This is a genomic window from Hufsiella ginkgonis (assembly GCF_009834915.1).
Taxonomy (GTDB): Bacteria; Bacteroidota; Bacteroidia; order Sphingobacteriales; family Sphingobacteriaceae; genus Hufsiella; species Hufsiella ginkgonis.
The window spans coordinates 870,386-888,327 of sequence record NZ_WVHS01000002.1 but is presented as its reverse complement, the minus strand read 5'-3'; the positions used below and the strand labels follow the sequence as shown (position 1 = coordinate 888,327).

Sequence of the window (17,942 nt, the reverse complement as noted above, 5' to 3'; positions counted from 1 at the left end):
CCGAGACTTACGGCCTGGAGAGGGGCAACCGATTTACCCGGGCTTTTTGAAAGGATTACCGGGTAGGAGAATTTTCAGCGCGGAGTACCTTGCTGATCAATTTTACGATACCGCCCGCTATGCTGTCTGCTCACATATTGCGATCACCTGCTTTTTTTATTTGCCTGCTTCTCTTCTTTATTGCGCCTGCAACTGCCGGCGCACAGCGGATCACGATCTCTGCCAATTCCGATTGGAAGTTCCGCCAGGGCAGGATCGTTAATCCTGGTGTGCTGCCTGCTGCAGGTTGGCAGGCCGTTACCCTTCCGCATAGCTGGAACCGGTTTGACACACAGGATGACGAACCCGGTTATTACCGCGGTGAGGGCTGGTATACACGCCGGATCATATTTCCCCCAGGCTGGAAAGAAAAGGAGATTTTCCTGGAGTTTGGTGGCGCAAACCAGGTGACGGAGGTTTTCCTGAACGGGAAGAAAGTGGGGGAACATACGGGCGGCTATACGGCGTTCAATATAAATATTACGTCAGCTGTTATATTCGGCCCTGCCGGGAACGGGTTGACCGTAAAAGTAAACAATTCGCACCAGCCCGATGTCCCTCCGCTGAGCGCCGACTTTACATTTTTTGGCGGGATTTACCGCGAGGTACATATAGTTGCCACGGAAAAGATCCATTTCGAAAGAGACCAATATGGCTCCCGGGGGATAGTGATCACCACACCTGTAGTAAGCGCAGAAACCGGTGAGGTGCATGTGGAAGGCACGCTCACGAACAGCGGGCCGGCTGAACGAAAGGTATCGGTGCGCGCCTCCGTTTATTACCGTGATTCTTTAGTTTCGGCAACAGCTACGACATTGATAGCTAAGCAGCGGTCGTCGTTTACGATCGATTTACCTGCGGTTAAAAATCCGGGGTTATGGTCTCCTGCCGACCCGGAGCTGTACGTGGTGCGTACAACGATCATCGACGCTGTTACCGGGATCGTTAAAGATGAGCTCAGCTCCCCGCTCGGTTTCCGCTGGTTCAGGTTTGATGCGGAGAAGGGCTTCTTCCTGAATGGCGAACCGCTGAAGCTGATCGGTGCCAGCCGTCACCAGGACTATCAGGACATCGCCAATGCGGTGCCCGCCGAACTTGCCCTGCGGGACGTGGAGCTGCTTAAAGAGATGGGCGGCAACTTCCTCCGCGTAGCGCATTATCCGCAGGACCAGGTGGTGCTCGATGCCTGCGATCGCCTGGGGATCCTGGCGTCGGTTGAAATCCCGATCGTTAACGCCATTATCGAAACACCCGCTTTTTCGGCCAATTGCCTGAACATGCAAACGGAAATGATCAGGCAAAACCGCCACCATCCAAGTGTGGTAGTGTGGACATATATGAATGAAGTGCTGCTTCGTCCGCCGTTTGCAACCGATAGCCTGCGCCGTGAAACCTATTTCAGGAACGTAGCGGCCCTGGCCCAACGACTGGAAGACCTTACCCGGAAAGAAGACCCGACGCGCTACACGATGATCCCCAACCACGGGAATTTCGCATTGTACCATCGCGTAGGGCTTACCCGCATCCCGATGATAGTAGGCTGGAACCTATACCAGGGTTGGTATTCCGGCAAGCTTGCAGGTTTTGCGGACTTCCTGGATAAACATCACCGCGAGCTTGGCGATAAACCGTTGCTGGTTACCGAGTATGGTGCCGACGTGGATTCCCGGATCCACTCTGATCACCCGGTGCGCTTCGATAAAAGCGTGGAATATGGGTTGACGTATCACCAGGTATATCTCAAAGCCATGATGGACCGTCCCTTCGTCGCTGCGGGAATCGCCTGGAACCTCGCCGACTTCAACTCGGAAGAAAGAGGAGAGAGTGATCCGCACATCAATAATAAAGGCCTGCTGACCATCGGCCGCAAGCCCAAGGATACGTATTATTTCTACCAGGCAAACTTGTTAAAAGTACCGTTCCTGAAAATCGGGTTGGGCGGACGCAGCTTCCTGTCAGGCGAAGCTAACGGGGAGGGGATTTTGATACAACGCGTTCGTGTGTACAGCAATCAGCCGATAGTGAGCCTGTTCCTTAACGGGAAAAAGTTAGCGGAACAGCGTCCTGTACAGGGTGTAGCTACGTTCGAAGCTGGTTTTCGTGCCGGTAATAATGTACTGCTCGCACGTGCCGGCGAAGGCGATGCGTTAACCGATCAGTACGTGGTGGAGGCAATGCCGGTTCCGGGGCAGCTTTCCGCGATTACATCCGGCTTCCCGGCTTTAAACATGTGTTTAGGTGATCCGCGCCATTTCACGCAGGAAAACGGCCGGCAGGTGTGGTTGCCGGAACAGCCTTATAAAAAAGGGTCTTGGGGATATGTCGGCGGCAGGCGTTTTACGATGAAAGATACTACCCGACTAAGTTTCGGGACCAACGAGGCGATCGCCAACACAGACCTCGACCCGGTATATCAAACGCAGCGGGTCGGGATCGAGCAATTTATTGCCAGTGTACCTGCAGGACAGTATGAGCTTACCTTGCATTTCGCAGAGTTGCTTTCTGCCGGACCGGCGAAAGTATTGGCTTATGACCTGGGCGCAAAAAGTGCAGCAAAAGATGAGTTTAAAGGCCGTATGTTCGACGTGCAGGTAAACGGTGTCACCGTCCTTGAAGGAATAGGCGCAGAACTCACGGCGGCGGATGCCGTTTCTTATAAAATCCCCGTAAGCGTGAATAATAAAGAGGGGCTTGTTGTTACTTTCGTGCCCAGGAAAGGGGAAACGATCCTTAATGCCATCCAAATCCGTAAAATTTATTAGTTATGCCGCGGTTTAAACTCTTTTCTTTTTTTCTCCTGGCGGTAAATCTCGCGCAAATACCAATGGCCGGCCTCTGTCAATCAAAGCCGGCGCCTACCACCTACTACCTGGACGCGGCGAGCGGGAACGACCAGCAGGACGGGCGCAGCCCGGGTACGGCATGGCGAAGTCTTCCCCGCGCGGGCGGCCAGGTGTTCCTTCCCGGGGATTCTTTACTGCTCCGCCGTGGCGGCAAATGGAACGGGCAATTGACGCTCCAGGGCTCCGGGGCGGCGGGGGCGCCGGTTGTTGTTGCCGGTTTCGGTACAGGTGCACGTCCGCTGCTCAACGGAAATGGCGCAACCGGCCCCGTGGTATCGCTCCCGGAAACCGATCACTGGGAGATCCGGGGGCTGGAAATCACGAACCCGGCTTCAGGCGTTGGCAGCAGGACGGGTATCCTCGTCAGGGCGATGACCGGTACACGGAAGTATTTCCGCTTTAACGACTTATTTATCCACGACATTACGGGCGATTATTCCTTCGAAACCAAAGGAAAGAATACCGGCGGCATCGGCATCATCGGCGGACCGCAAACACGCTTTGAGGATATCGGGATCGAGAATTGTGAGATTTCCAATGTCGTTAGGGTAGGCATTTTTACCAACCTTACCGATGGAAAGCAGGCTACCCGCGGAAATCGTCCGATCCATGGTCTTGTTATCCGCAACAACCGCATCCACCATTGTGCCGGCGACGGCGCGATCATTCGTTATGCTTACCGACCGGTGATCAGTCATAACCTGGCATATGAGAATCATTGTGCGGCAGAAGACCTGGTGAAACATGGTGTCGCCCTTTGGTGCCGCAGCACGGACGAAGCGCTTTTTGAGTACAACGAGGTGCATCATACCCGCGGCGGCATGGACGGGCAGGCATTCGACGCGGACCTGGACAGCTATCGCACGGTAGTGCAATACAACTACACGCATGATAACGAAGGCGGAATGATGTTGGTCTACGGATCTTCCGGCGAGGCCGTCGTGCGCTACAACCTGAGCGTAAATGATGGCGAAAAAGGGAAGCACCTTTTCGACTTCCCGGTTTGGACGGCGCCGAGAGGGTCGGGGATCTTCCATAATAATACGCTGATCAGCACATTAGCCGCGCCGCCGGTAATCGCCGACGAGGCCCTCGAAACGGCAAGGTTCTATAATAATGTATTTTACAGCACGGCCGGTGCCGCACCAGTTATCCCTTCGGATGGAAAGCAGGCTTTTTTTAGCAATAACTATTATGTGGGTTACAGGTTCGGGACGCTTGGGGATGTGAAAGCTGTTAAGGGGCGGACGTTGAAGAAGGCGATAATTTATGGGAATGGGTTTGACCGTGTTCCCGTATTAAATCTCAAGATCCGCCAAAAAGGCGAGCTGGTCTCAATTAAAGAAAAGGGATATTGGCTGCCGGATACCGGGGCCGTTAACCTTGGCGACCGGAAGGTTGGGAAACGTAAAATAGGGATAGGAGCGGGTGAGCGGTAGAGGGCCGGGGAATCTCAAACGACGTTTTGCCAGCAAAAGCGGCTTTTTCTTGTGAATTAAACGCGTCAAAAGAATTTTTTTTCGTGATGAAGGTGTCTGCCGCTAAGCACAGACCTCAAAATCCTATTCAATATCCATTGCGGATTAAGCGTATCAATTTGTTAACAGCTGAAATACAGCTTGTTATGTAATTTTTTTTCTTCAACTTAGCCACCGGCTCAGCAAGCGCTTGTTGTTGCCAACCATTATAAACTAAACTAAAATTTTATGAAAAGACAAGTAAAGAAAAGTCTGGTACTGGCGTTTTCTATGGTAGTTGCCGGTGTGTTGGTTACCAATTGTACCAAAAAAAGCACGTTAGCGGAGGAACCCGGCAGCTCCGGTCAATGGGCGGAGAAATCGGGTAAGGCGGTGGTAGCTGCCGATGTATTTAAGCATCCCGGGGTACTGAACACGAAGGAGAGCCTCGACATTATAGGCAACGAAGTGGATGCCAGCCCTACCGGGGCTCGGGGAATCGCCTATAACCAGGTTAAAAGTTACGTGGACAACGTACAACCCAGCAATGCCTATGTAGCGGTGGTAACCGTTGCAGGCGGCTCTTCGCCCCAGAGCGAAACTAATTTTAAAAAGGACGCCATTCTTTCGTATGCGCTCGCTTTGCGGTGGGCTAAAACGGGCGATGCCCAGTATGCTACCAAGGCGAAAAATATATTGAACGGTTGGGCGTATGCCTTCCAGTCGTTCGCTGTTACCGGGGGTGAATCAAGGCAGGCTGCGCTGGAAGCCTCCTGGGCGGCTCCGAACTTTACGGCGGCTGCGGAGATCCTGCGTCGCTACACTTGCCGGAATGGCGCCACCAGCGGCTGGAGCAGTACGGATATCAATAAGTTCACCTCCTTTTTGAACAACCTTAACCAGAACTATATCGACAAAGTGGTGAATACCTACCACATGACCAATAACTGGGCGGTGTCTGCCGGTTATGCGAAAATGGCGATAGGCGTATTCGAGGAAAGCCTCAACCTGTATAATACGGGGCTGGGAATTATTAAGGAGCGGTTGCCTAACCTGATTCAAGCGGATGGGTCAATGCCCGGCGAAACTTGCAGTCACGACGATTTCGTTCATTTTCAATATTCCCTGACCGGGTTTTCATACGCCGCCAATATCGCCGCTATTCAAAATGATGCATCGGTCTATTCAGATGGCAGCTCCAGGCTTCGTACGGGATATATTTATTTAGATAAGATAATCCGCCATGCGGTTACCGATCCTTGTGGAGTAACTTGGGATAATTCGCAGATCCAGCCCGGTATCGATATTGCAAACAGGCGGTATAACACGGTTGAAACCAATCGTATACAGGCAATGGGAGATCCTCATGGCCCAACCGGTGATAATTGCTTCCTCGGATTTACCACTTACACCCATCACCAGGTTTTCCCATAAGCTTCAGGGTAAATACCATAAGGCGGTAGTATCTACTAATAAGCTCTGTGTCCCTCTGTGTTTAAATTGACGCCAAATAATAACATGGGGGGCACAGAGCTTGTACGAAGTTTCCGTAGTGTTACTTGCCTTCATTCACCTTTACCTCCTTAAACTGGAACAAGTTATCGCTAACCCTTACCGGTTTCCCGCTCGCCGTGGTTACGTTCTTTAGGGTGACCTCTTTCGTTTTTACATAAGGAAATTGCTCCCGGTACGTACTGTCTTTCATCTCGGGGTTGAAATTCGCGAAGATCGATGGGCCTTCGTACTTTTCCGGGTGACCGGAGTCGTCGATACGGAGATTTTCGATGGTGATGCGTTCAGGCATGTAGCATACGTAACCAAAATCATGCTGGCCGGAATTGGACCCGCTAATGATGGAGGCATTGATGGGTTTGCCGTTTGCGGGTATGAAAACGCAGTTGCGGATCACCAGCTCGCCCTGCCAGGTGCTGCCGTAATCGGGACGCAGGTTAACCACGCTTCTGCCGCGGATGGTGGAGTTCTCGATCAATAGTTTCCCGCTGCCGATAGCGTTGATCCCCATGTGCCCGAGCGTTGAGTTGCGGATGGTAGCGTTGGCTACGCCCTGGTGGGCATCGAAGCGGGATAGCGTGCACCGGTCGTAGAGCAGGTTCTTGCAGAAGTTAGAGCCCAGGATCCCCCAGTATTTGGTATCGTTAATATCGTTCGTCTGGCTGCAATTGATAAAGGAAACGTTAAGCGCCCGGTTAGCGGAAAGGTCGTAAGTGCCCATAGAAACAGGCTTGCCTGCCGCGCCGACGGTGTTATAAGTGAGGTGCCCGGTGAGGATGGTATTTTTTACCGTTACATAAGCGCATTCGCCGATATTGATAAAACCTCCGTAGGGAGCACCATGATCGCCTTCTCCGGTAACCCGGTGTTCCAGCCCTTCAATCGTTACATTGGACCGCCTTACAGCGATATTCCGGTTGTAATAAGTATACTTTGATTCGGCGTTGTTAGCGATGGTGGTGAAACGTCCCCCGGTGATCTTCAGGGGTTTCTCATCAATGGGACGGGCCGTGATATCCGTGATTTGATCGAAATCCCAGATAATGGGAGCGTTCATATCTACGTTGCCGTTTTTGTCGGCCACGAAGATATCCGTCTGCGAAGATCCGTTATTCTGGTTGAGGCCAAACCGGATGTACTGCTTAATATGCGAGTTCGTGACCGTGATCAGGCAGGGGCCGGGCAAAGGCACGCCGATCTTTTTTTGATCTCTTTTCAAGGTAGTTACCGTCGGCAGTTTAAATGGCTGAAGGGTAGAGCTCACCGTGAAAATGGCCCCATCGCGGTCCTGTACTTCGGTATCGTCGATGATGAAGTTCGCTTTACCGAAATCGGTGTCGGTCCGGACCACTACAGTGCGCGCTTTCCCGCCAATGTAGTAAGTGGCTTTATCGTCGGCTTTCACCGGCAGGCCGTGCAGGTTGGCGAATTCGTGCGCTGCGGCAATGGCGTCGAGATCATCGGTTTTGCCGTCGCCTTTGGCGCCAAAGTCATGGTAGCTTACCGGTGCGCGGGAACTGGATGGATGGAGCCGGTTATCCTGGCCCTTAGTATCACGTGCACAAATGAGAAGGAAGGGTATTAGCAGTGCATACTTCATCATTAAATTTTCTATCATTGTTTTAGGTAGTGCAGGGCGATATAACCTGGCATATTTACAATTTCATCCCGTCAATGGTTTCCTTTGCTGCGTATTCTTTCGGCGTAACGCCAAATTGCTCCTTGAAGCATTTCCTGAAGTAATCCTGGTCGCCAAAACCTACAAGATACGTTACTTCGCTTATATTCAGCTTTTGCTGCAAAAGTAGTTGCGCCGCCCTGTTCAGCCGGATGCTGCGGATGAATTCGTTGCTGTTCTGCCCGGTAAGCGCTTTAAGCTTGCGGTACAGCGTAGTTTTACTCATGTTCACCCCGCGGCTTAGTTCTTCTACGCCGAGACTTTCTTTTGCGATGTTGTCTTCCACATAACGCAGGGCCTTTTCGAGAAATTTCTCGTCCACCGAGCTGATCGCCACGTTGGTAGGCTGGAGCGTCACGTTCCTGCTGTATTTTTCGCGCAGCTTGTTCCTGGATTCCAGCAGGTTCCATACGCGGGCATCGAGGTAGCGGAGGCTGAAGGGTTTCACGATGTAGTCGTCGGCACCGGTTTCCACGCCCTCGATCTTGTAGAGCAGCGTTTCCCGGGCGGTGAGGAGTATTACCGGGATGTGGCTGGTCCTTACGTCTTCCTTTACGCGGATGCAAAGTTCGGTTCCGGTCATTCCCGGCATCATCACGTCGCTGATGATCAGGTCGGGGATGTGTTCGAGGGCCTGCTGCCAGCCTTCGTTCCCGTTGGCGGCGGTAAGCACGTGGAAATCGTCCCCGAAATGTGAAGCGACGAATTGGAGCACCTCGGGGTTATCTTCTACGAGCAGCAAGGTAGGAGGTTGTTCCGATCCGGCTAAAATAAGCTGCTTTTTGCCCGGCAACAGGGCTGGAGGCAGTTCTGCTTCGTTTTGCCGGTACGCCTTAATGTCTTCGCTGTTGCTATAATCGGGTATGATTTCTTCGGCAGAGAGGTGGTCCTTTCCCAACGGCAACCCGATGGTGAAAGCGGTATGACCGCGTGCTCCGGGTGTTGCGGGCGTGCTTTCGGCGCGAATGGTGCCGTGGTGCATCTCTACCAGGATCCGGGCAAAGGAAAGCCCCAGCCCGGTGCCTTCCTGGTTGGTGCCGTGTGTATCGTACGTTTCAAAAGGATTAAAGATGAAGGGCAGGCGTTCCGGCGCGATGCCGGTACCATTGTCGGTCACCCGGAGGATCGCCCGGTTTTGCGGTTCCTGCGTGTGCACGCTGACGGTGATCGTTCCGCCGGAAGGCGTGAATTTGAGCGCATTGGAAACCAGGTTATACAGCACTTTCTCCATTTTGTCGCGGTCGAACCATACCCGGACGCTTTTTTGCCCCGCGTCCAGGCGGAGCGTAATGCCTTTGCTTACCGAATAGGATTGGAAAGCGGTTAGCACCTCCCTGGTGAAGCGCACCAGGTTACCTTCTGCGGCCTGCAGGTTCAGGTGGCCCGCTTCGAAGCGCCGGTAATCCAGCAGCTGGTTGGTGAGGTGCATAAGCTTTTCGCCGTTGCGGTGGACGAGCTGCAGCTGGTGCTGCACCTTGTTGTTCAGGCTGTCGTTGGTCATTAATTTCTCGATGGGGGAGAGTATCAGTGTGAGCGGCGTTTTTATCTCGTGGGAGATGTGGGTAAAAAAGCTCAGCTTGCGCTGCGAAAGTTCGAGGTCTTTTTCATGGTTGAGCTGTTCGAAGTCCAGCTCGCTTTTGAGTTTCGCCGTTTGCAGCGAGAAATAATAGAACAGGTAGAGCAACGCGCAAAACACGGAGATGTAGAGCAGGTAAGCCCACCAGGTTTTGTACCAGGGCGGGAGCACCAGGATATGGATGCGGGCTTCGGCGCCTGGAGAAGGGCCCGCTTCGGCATTGGCTTTTACCATAAACACATAATCGCCGGGGCGGAGGTTGGTATAGGTCGCCGTTCGTTGCTCGCCTACCTGGTGCCAGTCGTCGTTTGAAAAGCCCTCCAGGCGATAGGCGTAGCGGTTCTTGGAGGCATTGATGTAGTTCAATGCGGCAAACCTGATGGTGAAATTCGCCTGGTCGTAGGCCAGTGTCACGTTTCGTTCCGCGTTGATGTGCGCTTTCAGCGGAGAATCCCTGGTGCCGATCGGCGCGCTTTTGTTATTGATCAGGAAATCGGTGAACACCACGGGGTAGCGGCTGGTATTTTTGCGCATTTTTTCGGGGAAGAACCGGCTGATGCCGTTGATCCCGCCAAAAAAGAGCTCGCCGTTTTCAGAGCGGGCAGTAGCCCCGGAGAGGAACTGGTTGCTTTGCAGTCCATCGGTAACGCTGTAATTTGCCAGTTCCCGCACCTTTAGTTCCGGGCGCCCGGGCCATACGTCGACCATGGTGAGACCTTTGTTGCTGCTGAGCCAGATCCTGCCCTGAGCATCTTCGTTCATGGCGCGTATCACGTTGTTGGCCAATCCGTTTTGCTCGGTAAGGGCGTAGAACCGCCCGGAGCGCTCGTCGAGGAGGTTCAGCCCGCCGCCGCGTGTTCCTACCCAGAGATATCCCCGGGAGTCGGCCAGGAGGCTCGTGATGTTGTTATTGGTCAGGTTGTAGGGCTTTCCCCGTTCTCCCGGGAAGCGGGTAAAACTTTTGCCATCGCGGTCGAGGCGGCACAAGCCCTGCAGGGTACCTATCCAGAGACGGCCGTGTTGGTCTTTGGCGAGGGCGCTGATGTTGTTGCCGCTGATGGAGCGGGGGTTGCCGGCTTCGGTCACATATACCTGCTCCTGGCCATTGTTGCTGATATGTACCAGCCCGCCGCCGTTGGTGCCTGCCCATAATCCTTCCTGGTCGTGAAGAACGGCGTACACCTGTGTACGTCCCTTGTATTTAGCGTCCGGCAGGAAGGGGTGCGGCTGCATCGAGCGGGTGCGTGTATCGAAGCGGTAGAGGCCATCGAAGGCACCCACCCACAGGGTACCGCCGGTACCCCAGGCGATGGATTTGACAATATTCTCGGGGGATGCGTTGTCTTTTTTGGGCAGCGTAAAAGACTCGCAGCGACCGGTTTCGAGGTCCAGCCAGTTCAAGCCGCCGCCCTCCGTACCGATCCAGAGCTCGCCGTTCCTGCCAGTTAACATCGTGCTCACGATCGGGTTGCTGAGCCCGCTTCGTGTGCCAAATTGCTCGCCGATGTAACCGAAAGTTTGGTTCTGAGGGTGATAGACATTTACGCCGCCGGCATAGGTGCCCACCCAGATGCTGCCGTTGTTATCCCTGAGGATCTTTAGTACCGACTGGTGGGAAAGGCTTCCGGCCTGGTATTTATCGTGCCCCAGATTGGTGAACGTTTGTTTCACCGGATCGAGGATGCTCAGGCCCTTACGGGTGGCGATCCAAACGGTACCATCCGTGTTGAAGAAGACATCGCGCACCACGTTGGCTGGAAGCGACCCTGTACCGGCCACGTACCGGTTGCATACACCAGCGCTCCCCCGGTAGCAAAACAACCCGGATGTTTCGGTTCCCAGCCACAAGTTTCCGGCGGGGTCTTCCCGGATCACCCGGATGGTGCTTGGGTGCTCTTCCAGCGATCCTGCCAGTACCAGGGGTATTGGCAGCGCTTTTTTCGACCGCAGGTCGAAACACTTCAGCCCGCTACGGAAGCTCACCCAAAGCCGGTTAGTACGATCTTTGTAGATGGCCTGTACGTTACCCTGCAGCAGGGAATCAGGTATGCCAGCGGCGATGAACGCGTTGCGGCCCAGGTCGAAATATTTTAACCCGTCGTAAGTACCGATCCACAACCGGTCCCTGCCCTCCAAAACCAGTGAGGTCACGAAATTGGCCGACTGGTTGTCTCTTTTTACGGAAGGTATGGGGACGTTCAGGAAATCCTGGGTCCTGCGGTTGAAAAGGCTGATGCCGCCATTGGTGCCGGCGATGAGCCTTCCCCTGCCGTCTTCGGCGATCACGTTCACCTGGTTATTACCGAGGCTTCCCGGTTTTGACAGTTCGTTTTTGAAGATCCTGAATTCATAACCATCGTAACAGTTCAGGCCGTCTTCGGTCCCCAGCCAGATAAAACCGTTATGGTCCTGTAAAATACTGAACACGGTATTTTGCGAAAGACCTTCGTTGATGGTGAGGTGTTTAAATTGCAGGGTGTTCTGCTGCGCGCGGAGGGCGGGTATTTGACACGATAACGCTCCGGCAACAAATAATATTAAAATGATAACTCTCTTCGCTAATCGGGGGAGCATGGGCTTATGATGGTCGTTCTAATATACGACGTTGGCGCCGGAATCGGGAATGGAGGGCGAATTAGAACGATTTACACGGTTGATGTGGATGAATTGCCATGCTTGTAACGGTCATATCATACAGTTTTATTTTTTTTGTCGGCCAATTTTAAATCTATCACGTCCCTTTAGCAGGCTCGCCCGGTTTATGGCACAGGTTTTTACGCAGAAGCGATGGGAAAGAGTTAAACATTATCTGCAAAATAAGGTTAATAACGAGCAGCTTACCAACTGCATTCGGATCATGTGGATAGTTTATGCATTGCTTGCTGCGCTTACAGCCGCCATTGTAGTGGTGGCAACCAAGGCTGGTCTCGAACAGGTGGCGCCAGCTACGGCGCTGGCCATCCAGGGAGTATTTATATTGGTGATCTCCTGGTCGCTGGTTTTATTCGGCGGGCATTTCGCCAAACTGGCCGAAATTGATCGCCGCGCCTGGATCTTCCTAATAGTGGCAGGCGTAGCCACCACCCTGTCGTCTTTCTTTTCCTACAAGGCGCTAAGCCTGGGAAATGCTTCGTGGGTGACTTCCGTCGAGCGGTTGTCGATCGTTATTGCGCTGATCCTGTCGGTTACGTTCCTGAAAGAAAAGCTCAGCTGGCAGCTGGTCACCGGGGCGGCAATCATGATCGTGGGGGCGGTGATGATCGCGATGGCGGGAAAGGGCTGATAAGGCGATACGCGGGATCCGCCATAAATCCAAAACGCAGTTTATAAAGAAAGCCGTGGAAGAATTCCGGCAGGGAAGCCGGGAACACCCGTTAAGAGCGCTCCCGGCTTGTAGATTAAAGCTATTTCGGAATCACCTTAACGGTGAGGGCGTTTGATAACGCGGTTTTATCATTAATGCTGACTTTTGCTTTAACAACGGCCTGTATATCCTTTTCTGTATTAGCGGCGAGACCCAGCTTGGTCACCAGGATCGCATTCAGCTCTGCGTTGGTATATGATTTTGTCAGGGCGTTCTGGGCGATCACGGTGGTGTCTGTTTTTGTACCCGACGACAGGATTAACGAGTACCTCACCAGCGAGTTCGGTACGGCCGTCCACGTAAACTTAACAGCTTCCGCGGTTGGTTTGGTGAGGTCTACTTCCACCGCGGTTTTGGAAGCTGAGAATGTGCCTGTTTCTAAAGGCGCCGGTTCCGGCGCGTCCAGCGTTTTATCACAGCCCATAATAAAAAAGCACAACATAATGGAGAAAGTGCATGTCCTGAATAAGCCGCTTCCGCTTATCCCGGCCGTTTTATCGAAAAATGGTATGGTGTTCATTGATTTAGCTAAGTTTAATTGTAACCAGGATTCTGTTTTAGGTTGGGGCTGATATTCAATACGTTCTGCCCGATGGGGTAGATCTTGGTATGGTCGTCCGCATCTGCCTCTTTGTCCCACCAGATGCCTGTATTGAAAACGTTCCAGCGGATGAGGTCGGTGCGTCTTCTGCCTTCGGCTAAAAATTCCCGGCCCCACTCGTCAATCATTTCCCGGTCTGTAAGCTCGCTTCCCGACGCGCTGTATAAGCTTGGGGAACCGGCAGGGTAATACCGTTTCCGCACGGAATTTAAAAGCGAAGCCGCTTCCACTTTATTTCCCTTGCGGTATACGCATTCGGCGAGCGAATAGTAAATCTCGGCCAGCCGGATCTCGGCATACGAGGAGGTGATTTTATTGGCATCGTCTGACGGGTAGATGGGGTATTTGGCAGGCCAGATACCGGAGTTGTCATCGGCATGGTCCATGTTAGAGACTTTGTCGGCGATCTTTTGTCCCGGCGGCGTGGCCTTAAACCAACCTACCATATCCCGGGCGAAAATGGTGTAACCCCTATTGCTCTTTACCAGCTGCTTCGGATCCTTGTAGTACGGCAGGTAACCGTGCAGGAACATGCCTTCGCGCTTGCTGTTCCCGAGGTTTTTATACTTCACCAGGCGCACGTCGTCGGTATATTTTTGGAACTTAACAAACGGCTTACCAAGAGTGAAGGCGTATTCTACGCTATCCACATCTCTTCCGGGCTGCATGCTGAACCGGGTGTTCATGTTCCCGAAATCGGTGAACCCGAAGAAATTGCTTGCCTGGTGCGGCGCCATCCAGAAATACATGTCGCCGCTATACTGCCAATGTGTTTGGGCAAAGCTGCCGGGGAAGCCGAAAATAACCTCGCCCGATTGCGCGTTGTTGTAATCGTAAGGAGCGTCCCAGCGGTTCTCCAGCGCATAAGTCCCGTATTTGCCGCTGAGGATGTCGCGGCACACCGCTTCGCATTGCGTAAACTTATCCTGGTCGGTATACACTTTTGCGTTCAGGTATAAACGAACGAGGATGGCGGCGGCGGCCGCTTTTGTCCAGCGGCCCACGGCATTTACGCCCAGCTCCTGGCGTGTAGGCAGGTTGGGAATGGCTTCCAGCAGTTCCTTTTCAATAAAATTGAACGTTTCCGCCGGCGGCGCCTGGTCGGGCGTTAAGCTTTCGCCTTTCACCCTGGTAATGATCGGGATGTTGCGGTAGAGGTCAAAAGCCCTCAGGTTCATCCAGGCACGCAAGGTCCTTAGCTCGGCGATAAAGCCGTCCTTATCCTTTTGTGTTAACCCGAACTTTGCAGGGTCGATGGCTTGTATATCTTCGAGGGAGTTGGTAGCTAACGACACGCCCTGGAAAAGGCCGTTCCACATGTTAGAGGTGTAATCATCCTGTATCGTCCACTTATGGTAATGCAGGCGCTGGTATTTCCCGCCGTCAAACCAATCGCCGTCGCGGTTAGGCGTCATCAGCTGATCGCCGGGAAGCTCCTGGGCGTAGAATAATCCGTTGCCCTGGATCGTCCAGTAGCCATGTTCAAAGGGCCTTAAAAAGGTGCGGATCACATCGTCCTTGGTTTGCAGGAAATTCTCCGAGGTGATGCGGTCGTACAAGGTTTCATCTAATTTAGTACAGCTTAAAAAAAATAGCAGGCACGCAAAAGCCATTACTGCTTTATTTTTATATTTCATTGTAGTTTATTTTAGGTAACTGGTTAAAATCTGAGTTGCAGGCCTGCGAGGATCTGCAAGGAAGAAGGATAATAGCTCAACGATGTATTTATCCCGGGGGTAAGTCCGTTCACCTGGATATATTCAGGATCGCCTCCCGTCCACTTCGTAAACGTATACAGGTTACGCCCGGTTAAGTAAACCCTGGCGGAGCTGATGTACTTCACGGGCGACTTCAGGTTAATTCCGGCCGTTATGTTATCGATCTTAACGAAATCACCCGGCTCGAGAAAGTAATCGGAGAGGCTTGAATAGGTTTCTGAATTGGTTAATACGGAATATTTCCCGCCATCGTAAGCGCTGGTAAGCACGTTTGATCCCGATTGCGTTACCGGCGTACCCAGGTAGAATGCCGCCGTATTAAACAGGTCGTACCCGAAAGCGCCTCTCAAATTGATGGAGAGATCGATGTTACGGTATGCGAAATGATGCCCCATGCTTGCGGTGAATTGCGGCAGCCCGTTTCCTACATATTGCTTGTCGTTTACCGTTGCGCGGTTGCCGGGTATGATATTCCCGGTGCGGTCGTAAACCAGGAGCCGGCCGGTGGCGTCGATACCCGCGGAGCGCAGCATAAAAAAGCTGCCGATGCGGCGGCCTTCCTCCAGGCGCTGAGAGGCGCCGGGCGAGCCGGGGGCGGGCAGACCCGCCATTTCCTGGAATGCCTGTCCTTTGTACACATCGTTCGAGAACGATACGAACTTATTCGCGTTTGTTGCGCCGCTAAACGAAACGTCGTACTTGAACTTCTCGCGGCTGAGAACCCCTCCGTTTAGCTGGATCTCGAACCCGGAGTTTTTCATGGTGCCAACGTTTACGAAAGTAGTGGTTTGCACATTGGGCGGAACGGAAACGTTGTAACTGCCAAGCAGGTCTTTGTTGGTCCTGATGTAATAGTTAAAGCTTCCCGAGATCCGGTTATTCAGCATGCCGAAATCGAGCCCCGCATTAAAGTTAACCGACCGTTCCCATCTTAAGTCATAATTGGTGTTTTGCGATGGCCCCCATACCTGGTAGCTGATGCCGTTGTAGAGGTAGTACCCGTAGCCTCCGTAGGTGTCGAGGGAGAGGTAGTTGCCAAAGTTTTGATTCCCGGTAACGCCATAATCGGCGCGAAGCTTCAGGTCATCAAGCCAGCTAACCTGGGGGAAGAAATGTTCGCCGTTGACTCTCCAGCCAATGGAAGCCGCAGGAAAATAACCCCATTTATGGTTATACCCGAATTTTGACGATCCCTCTTTGCGGACACTCGCCGAGAGAAAATACTTTTTGCCGAAGTCGTAGTTTAAACGGGAGAAAAAGCCGATCAGCTTAGAATCGTCTTTGGAGGAACCGACACCGTTTACGCCCACCAGCAGGTTATAGGCGCCCGAGCCCAGGTTGTTGTAAGTTAATACGTCCGACGGCAGCCCCTGGTTAGACGCACTGAGTGAAGACCCGGTGAAATAATTATAAGAATATCCTCCCAGCAGTTTAATGTCGTGGTCGCCGAACTGGCGTGAATAGTTCCCGATCCATTCAAGGCTTTTCTGTTCCCCTTTATTATAGTTCCGGTTGGCCAGGTTCCGGCCGCCATTTGAATTGATAAGCGCCGTATTATAAGAAGGCGTAAATCCAAAGCCGAAATTGTCGTTATTCTGGCTTCCCAGGGTGATTTGCGTATAAAGTCCCTTTACCAGGTTGAGCTTAAAGGACCCGCTCCAGTCCATAAATTTTCCCTCGTTGCCGCTCAGGATCGTATTGGCTTCCTCTACGGGATTGTAAGCGCCGTTAAAACCTACCGTGATGTTGCGGTACCTGATCGGGTTTGCAGGATCCATCACCGTATAGGTTGGATTTAACGTGAGGCCCTGGCTGAATCCGCCGCCGGCGGAGTTGGCTGACTTATAGAACCTGGGGGCGATGGAGATATTAACGGCATACAGGTTATTGCCAGAGGTATGACTCAGGTTAAGGCGTCCCCCGTATTCTTTGCGGCTCGACCGCAGCTCCAGGCCTTCCGCGTTGCGGTAATCAAGAGATAACCGGTAGTTGGTTTTTGCGCTTCCGCCCGATAAAGAAAAGGTGTGCTTGTAGGAGATCGCCTTGTCTTTGGCCACCTCTTTAAACCAATCGGTAGTTCCCCCGAAGTTGGTGCCCCGGTTATGCGCCAGGAACTCTTCGGCAGAAAGTACGGAAAGCTCGTTGGTGGGCTGGTCATAAGTAGCGTACCCGTCGTACGCGGCGTAGGATTGGTCGCCGCCTTTTTTGGTGGTAATTATAATCACGCCGTTGCTGCCCCTGGTGCCATAAATGGCAGATGCCGCGCCGCCTTTTAATACGTCTATGGATTCGATATCGTTCTGGTTAAGGTTATCGATGTTGTCTGTAGGGACGCCGTTGATCAAAAATAACGGGCCTAACCCGGCATTTCGCGATGATACGCCCCTGAGCTGTATACTGGGACCGGAATTCGGGTTAGCGGTTTGTGTGTTCGTGATCGATAAACCGGCTACTTTTCCCTGTAGCGACATCAGCGCGTTGTTGCCGCCCACGCTCAATAATTCTGCGGCCGAGATATGGGTAACGGCGCTGGTAACTTCCCGTTTATCGAGCGTGCCATAACCGATGGATACGATGGCGACTTCGGCCAGCGAGGTGGCAACCGGTTCGAGCACGATGTTAAGGCGGGTGAAGCCGCGTACCGGTCTTTCCAGGGTAGCAAAGCCAAGGGAACTAAAAACCAGCACCGCATTTGAATCCGGCACGGTAATGGTATACGCCCCCTTGAGATCCGTTTGGGTATCGGCGCCGGAGTTTTTAATCTTTACGGTTACTCCCTGGAGCGGCGATCCCTTGTTATCCGTTACACTCCCCGAAATAGGGAACGGGAGCGGAGACGGCTTAACGAAAACGCGCTTGCTCTTGATCAGCACCGTGGTGTTAACGATCGTATACTCGATATTAAGCCCTCTGAAGCACTTATCCAATACTTCGTAAATCGGTGCGTTGGTAAGCCGGAGGCTAATAGGCCTGGCATTGGTTAAAATTTCATCGTCATAGAGGAAATCATAATTGGTCTGCGATTTGACACCCTTAAGCACTTCCATGACGGAAGCGTTCTTTACATTAATGCTTACCCTCTGTGCATATATGCTCGCTTTCGTCTGAAGCAATATCACAAACACTAGTGCTAATGTCAGCTTCATTATTAGAA

9 protein-coding genes are annotated in these 17,942 nt (G+C 52.6%); 4 read left to right on the top strand and 5 right to left on the bottom strand.

Annotation, left to right across the window (positions count from 1 at the left end):
* The first annotated feature begins 119 nt into the window (after positions 1-119).
* The 3 genes from GS398_RS10720 to GS398_RS10710 all read left to right on the top strand — a co-directional run bounded on the left by GS398_RS10720 (position 120) and on the right by GS398_RS10710 (position 5,773).
* Positions 120-2,801, top strand: coding sequence for a glycoside hydrolase family 2 TIM barrel-domain containing protein (locus GS398_RS10720; RefSeq protein ID WP_160906752.1), 2,682 nt, complete (start codon positions 120-122; stop codon positions 2,799-2,801).
* Between the two features lie 2 nt (positions 2,802-2,803).
* Complete coding sequence (locus tag GS398_RS10715) at positions 2,804-4,321, top strand: right-handed parallel beta-helix repeat-containing protein (RefSeq protein ID WP_160906751.1); 1,518 nt, start codon at positions 2,804-2,806, stop codon at positions 4,319-4,321.
* 267 nt (positions 4,322-4,588) lie between these two features.
* The gene (locus GS398_RS10710; protein WP_160906750.1) at positions 4,589-5,773 is read left to right on the top strand and encodes an alginate lyase family protein; all 1,185 of its coding nucleotides are present in this window, start codon (positions 4,589-4,591) and stop codon (positions 5,771-5,773) included.
* A 121-nt stretch (positions 5,774-5,894) separates the two neighbouring features.
* Here the strand turns inward: GS398_RS10710 and GS398_RS10705 are convergent, their stop codons facing one another.
* Positions 5,895-7,469, bottom strand: coding sequence for a hypothetical protein (locus GS398_RS10705; protein ID WP_237488156.1), 1,575 nt, complete (start codon positions 7,467-7,469; stop codon positions 5,895-5,897).
* 37 nt (positions 7,470-7,506) lie between these two features.
* Positions 7,507-11,679, bottom strand: a complete 4,173-nt coding sequence (locus tag GS398_RS10700; protein WP_160906749.1) for a hybrid sensor histidine kinase/response regulator transcription factor — start codon at positions 11,677-11,679, stop codon at positions 7,507-7,509.
* 283 nt (positions 11,680-11,962) lie between these two features.
* Between GS398_RS10700 and GS398_RS10695 the strand changes: the two genes are divergently transcribed.
* The gene (locus GS398_RS10695; protein ID WP_160906748.1) at positions 11,963-12,388 is read left to right on the top strand and encodes an EamA family transporter; all 426 of its coding nucleotides are present in this window, start codon (positions 11,963-11,965) and stop codon (positions 12,386-12,388) included.
* Positions 12,389-12,509: 121 nt separating this feature from the next.
* Here the strand turns inward: GS398_RS10695 and GS398_RS10690 are convergent, their stop codons facing one another.
* Genes GS398_RS10690 through GS398_RS10680 form a run of 3 tightly spaced genes read right to left on the bottom strand, consistent with a single transcriptional unit; the run spans position 12,510 to position 17,934 of the window.
* On the bottom strand, positions 12,510-12,989 hold the full coding sequence (locus GS398_RS10690) for a SusE domain-containing protein (protein WP_160906747.1): 480 nt from the start codon (positions 12,987-12,989) through the stop codon (positions 12,510-12,512).
* A 14-nt stretch (positions 12,990-13,003) separates the two neighbouring features.
* On the bottom strand, positions 13,004-14,707 hold the full coding sequence (locus GS398_RS10685; RefSeq protein ID WP_160906746.1) for a RagB/SusD family nutrient uptake outer membrane protein: 1,704 nt from the start codon (positions 14,705-14,707) through the stop codon (positions 13,004-13,006).
* 23 nt (positions 14,708-14,730) lie between these two features.
* Positions 14,731-17,934, bottom strand: a complete 3,204-nt coding sequence (locus GS398_RS10680) for a SusC/RagA family TonB-linked outer membrane protein (protein WP_202406015.1) — start codon at positions 17,932-17,934, stop codon at positions 14,731-14,733.
* Between the last annotated feature and the right edge of the window lie 8 nt (positions 17,935-17,942).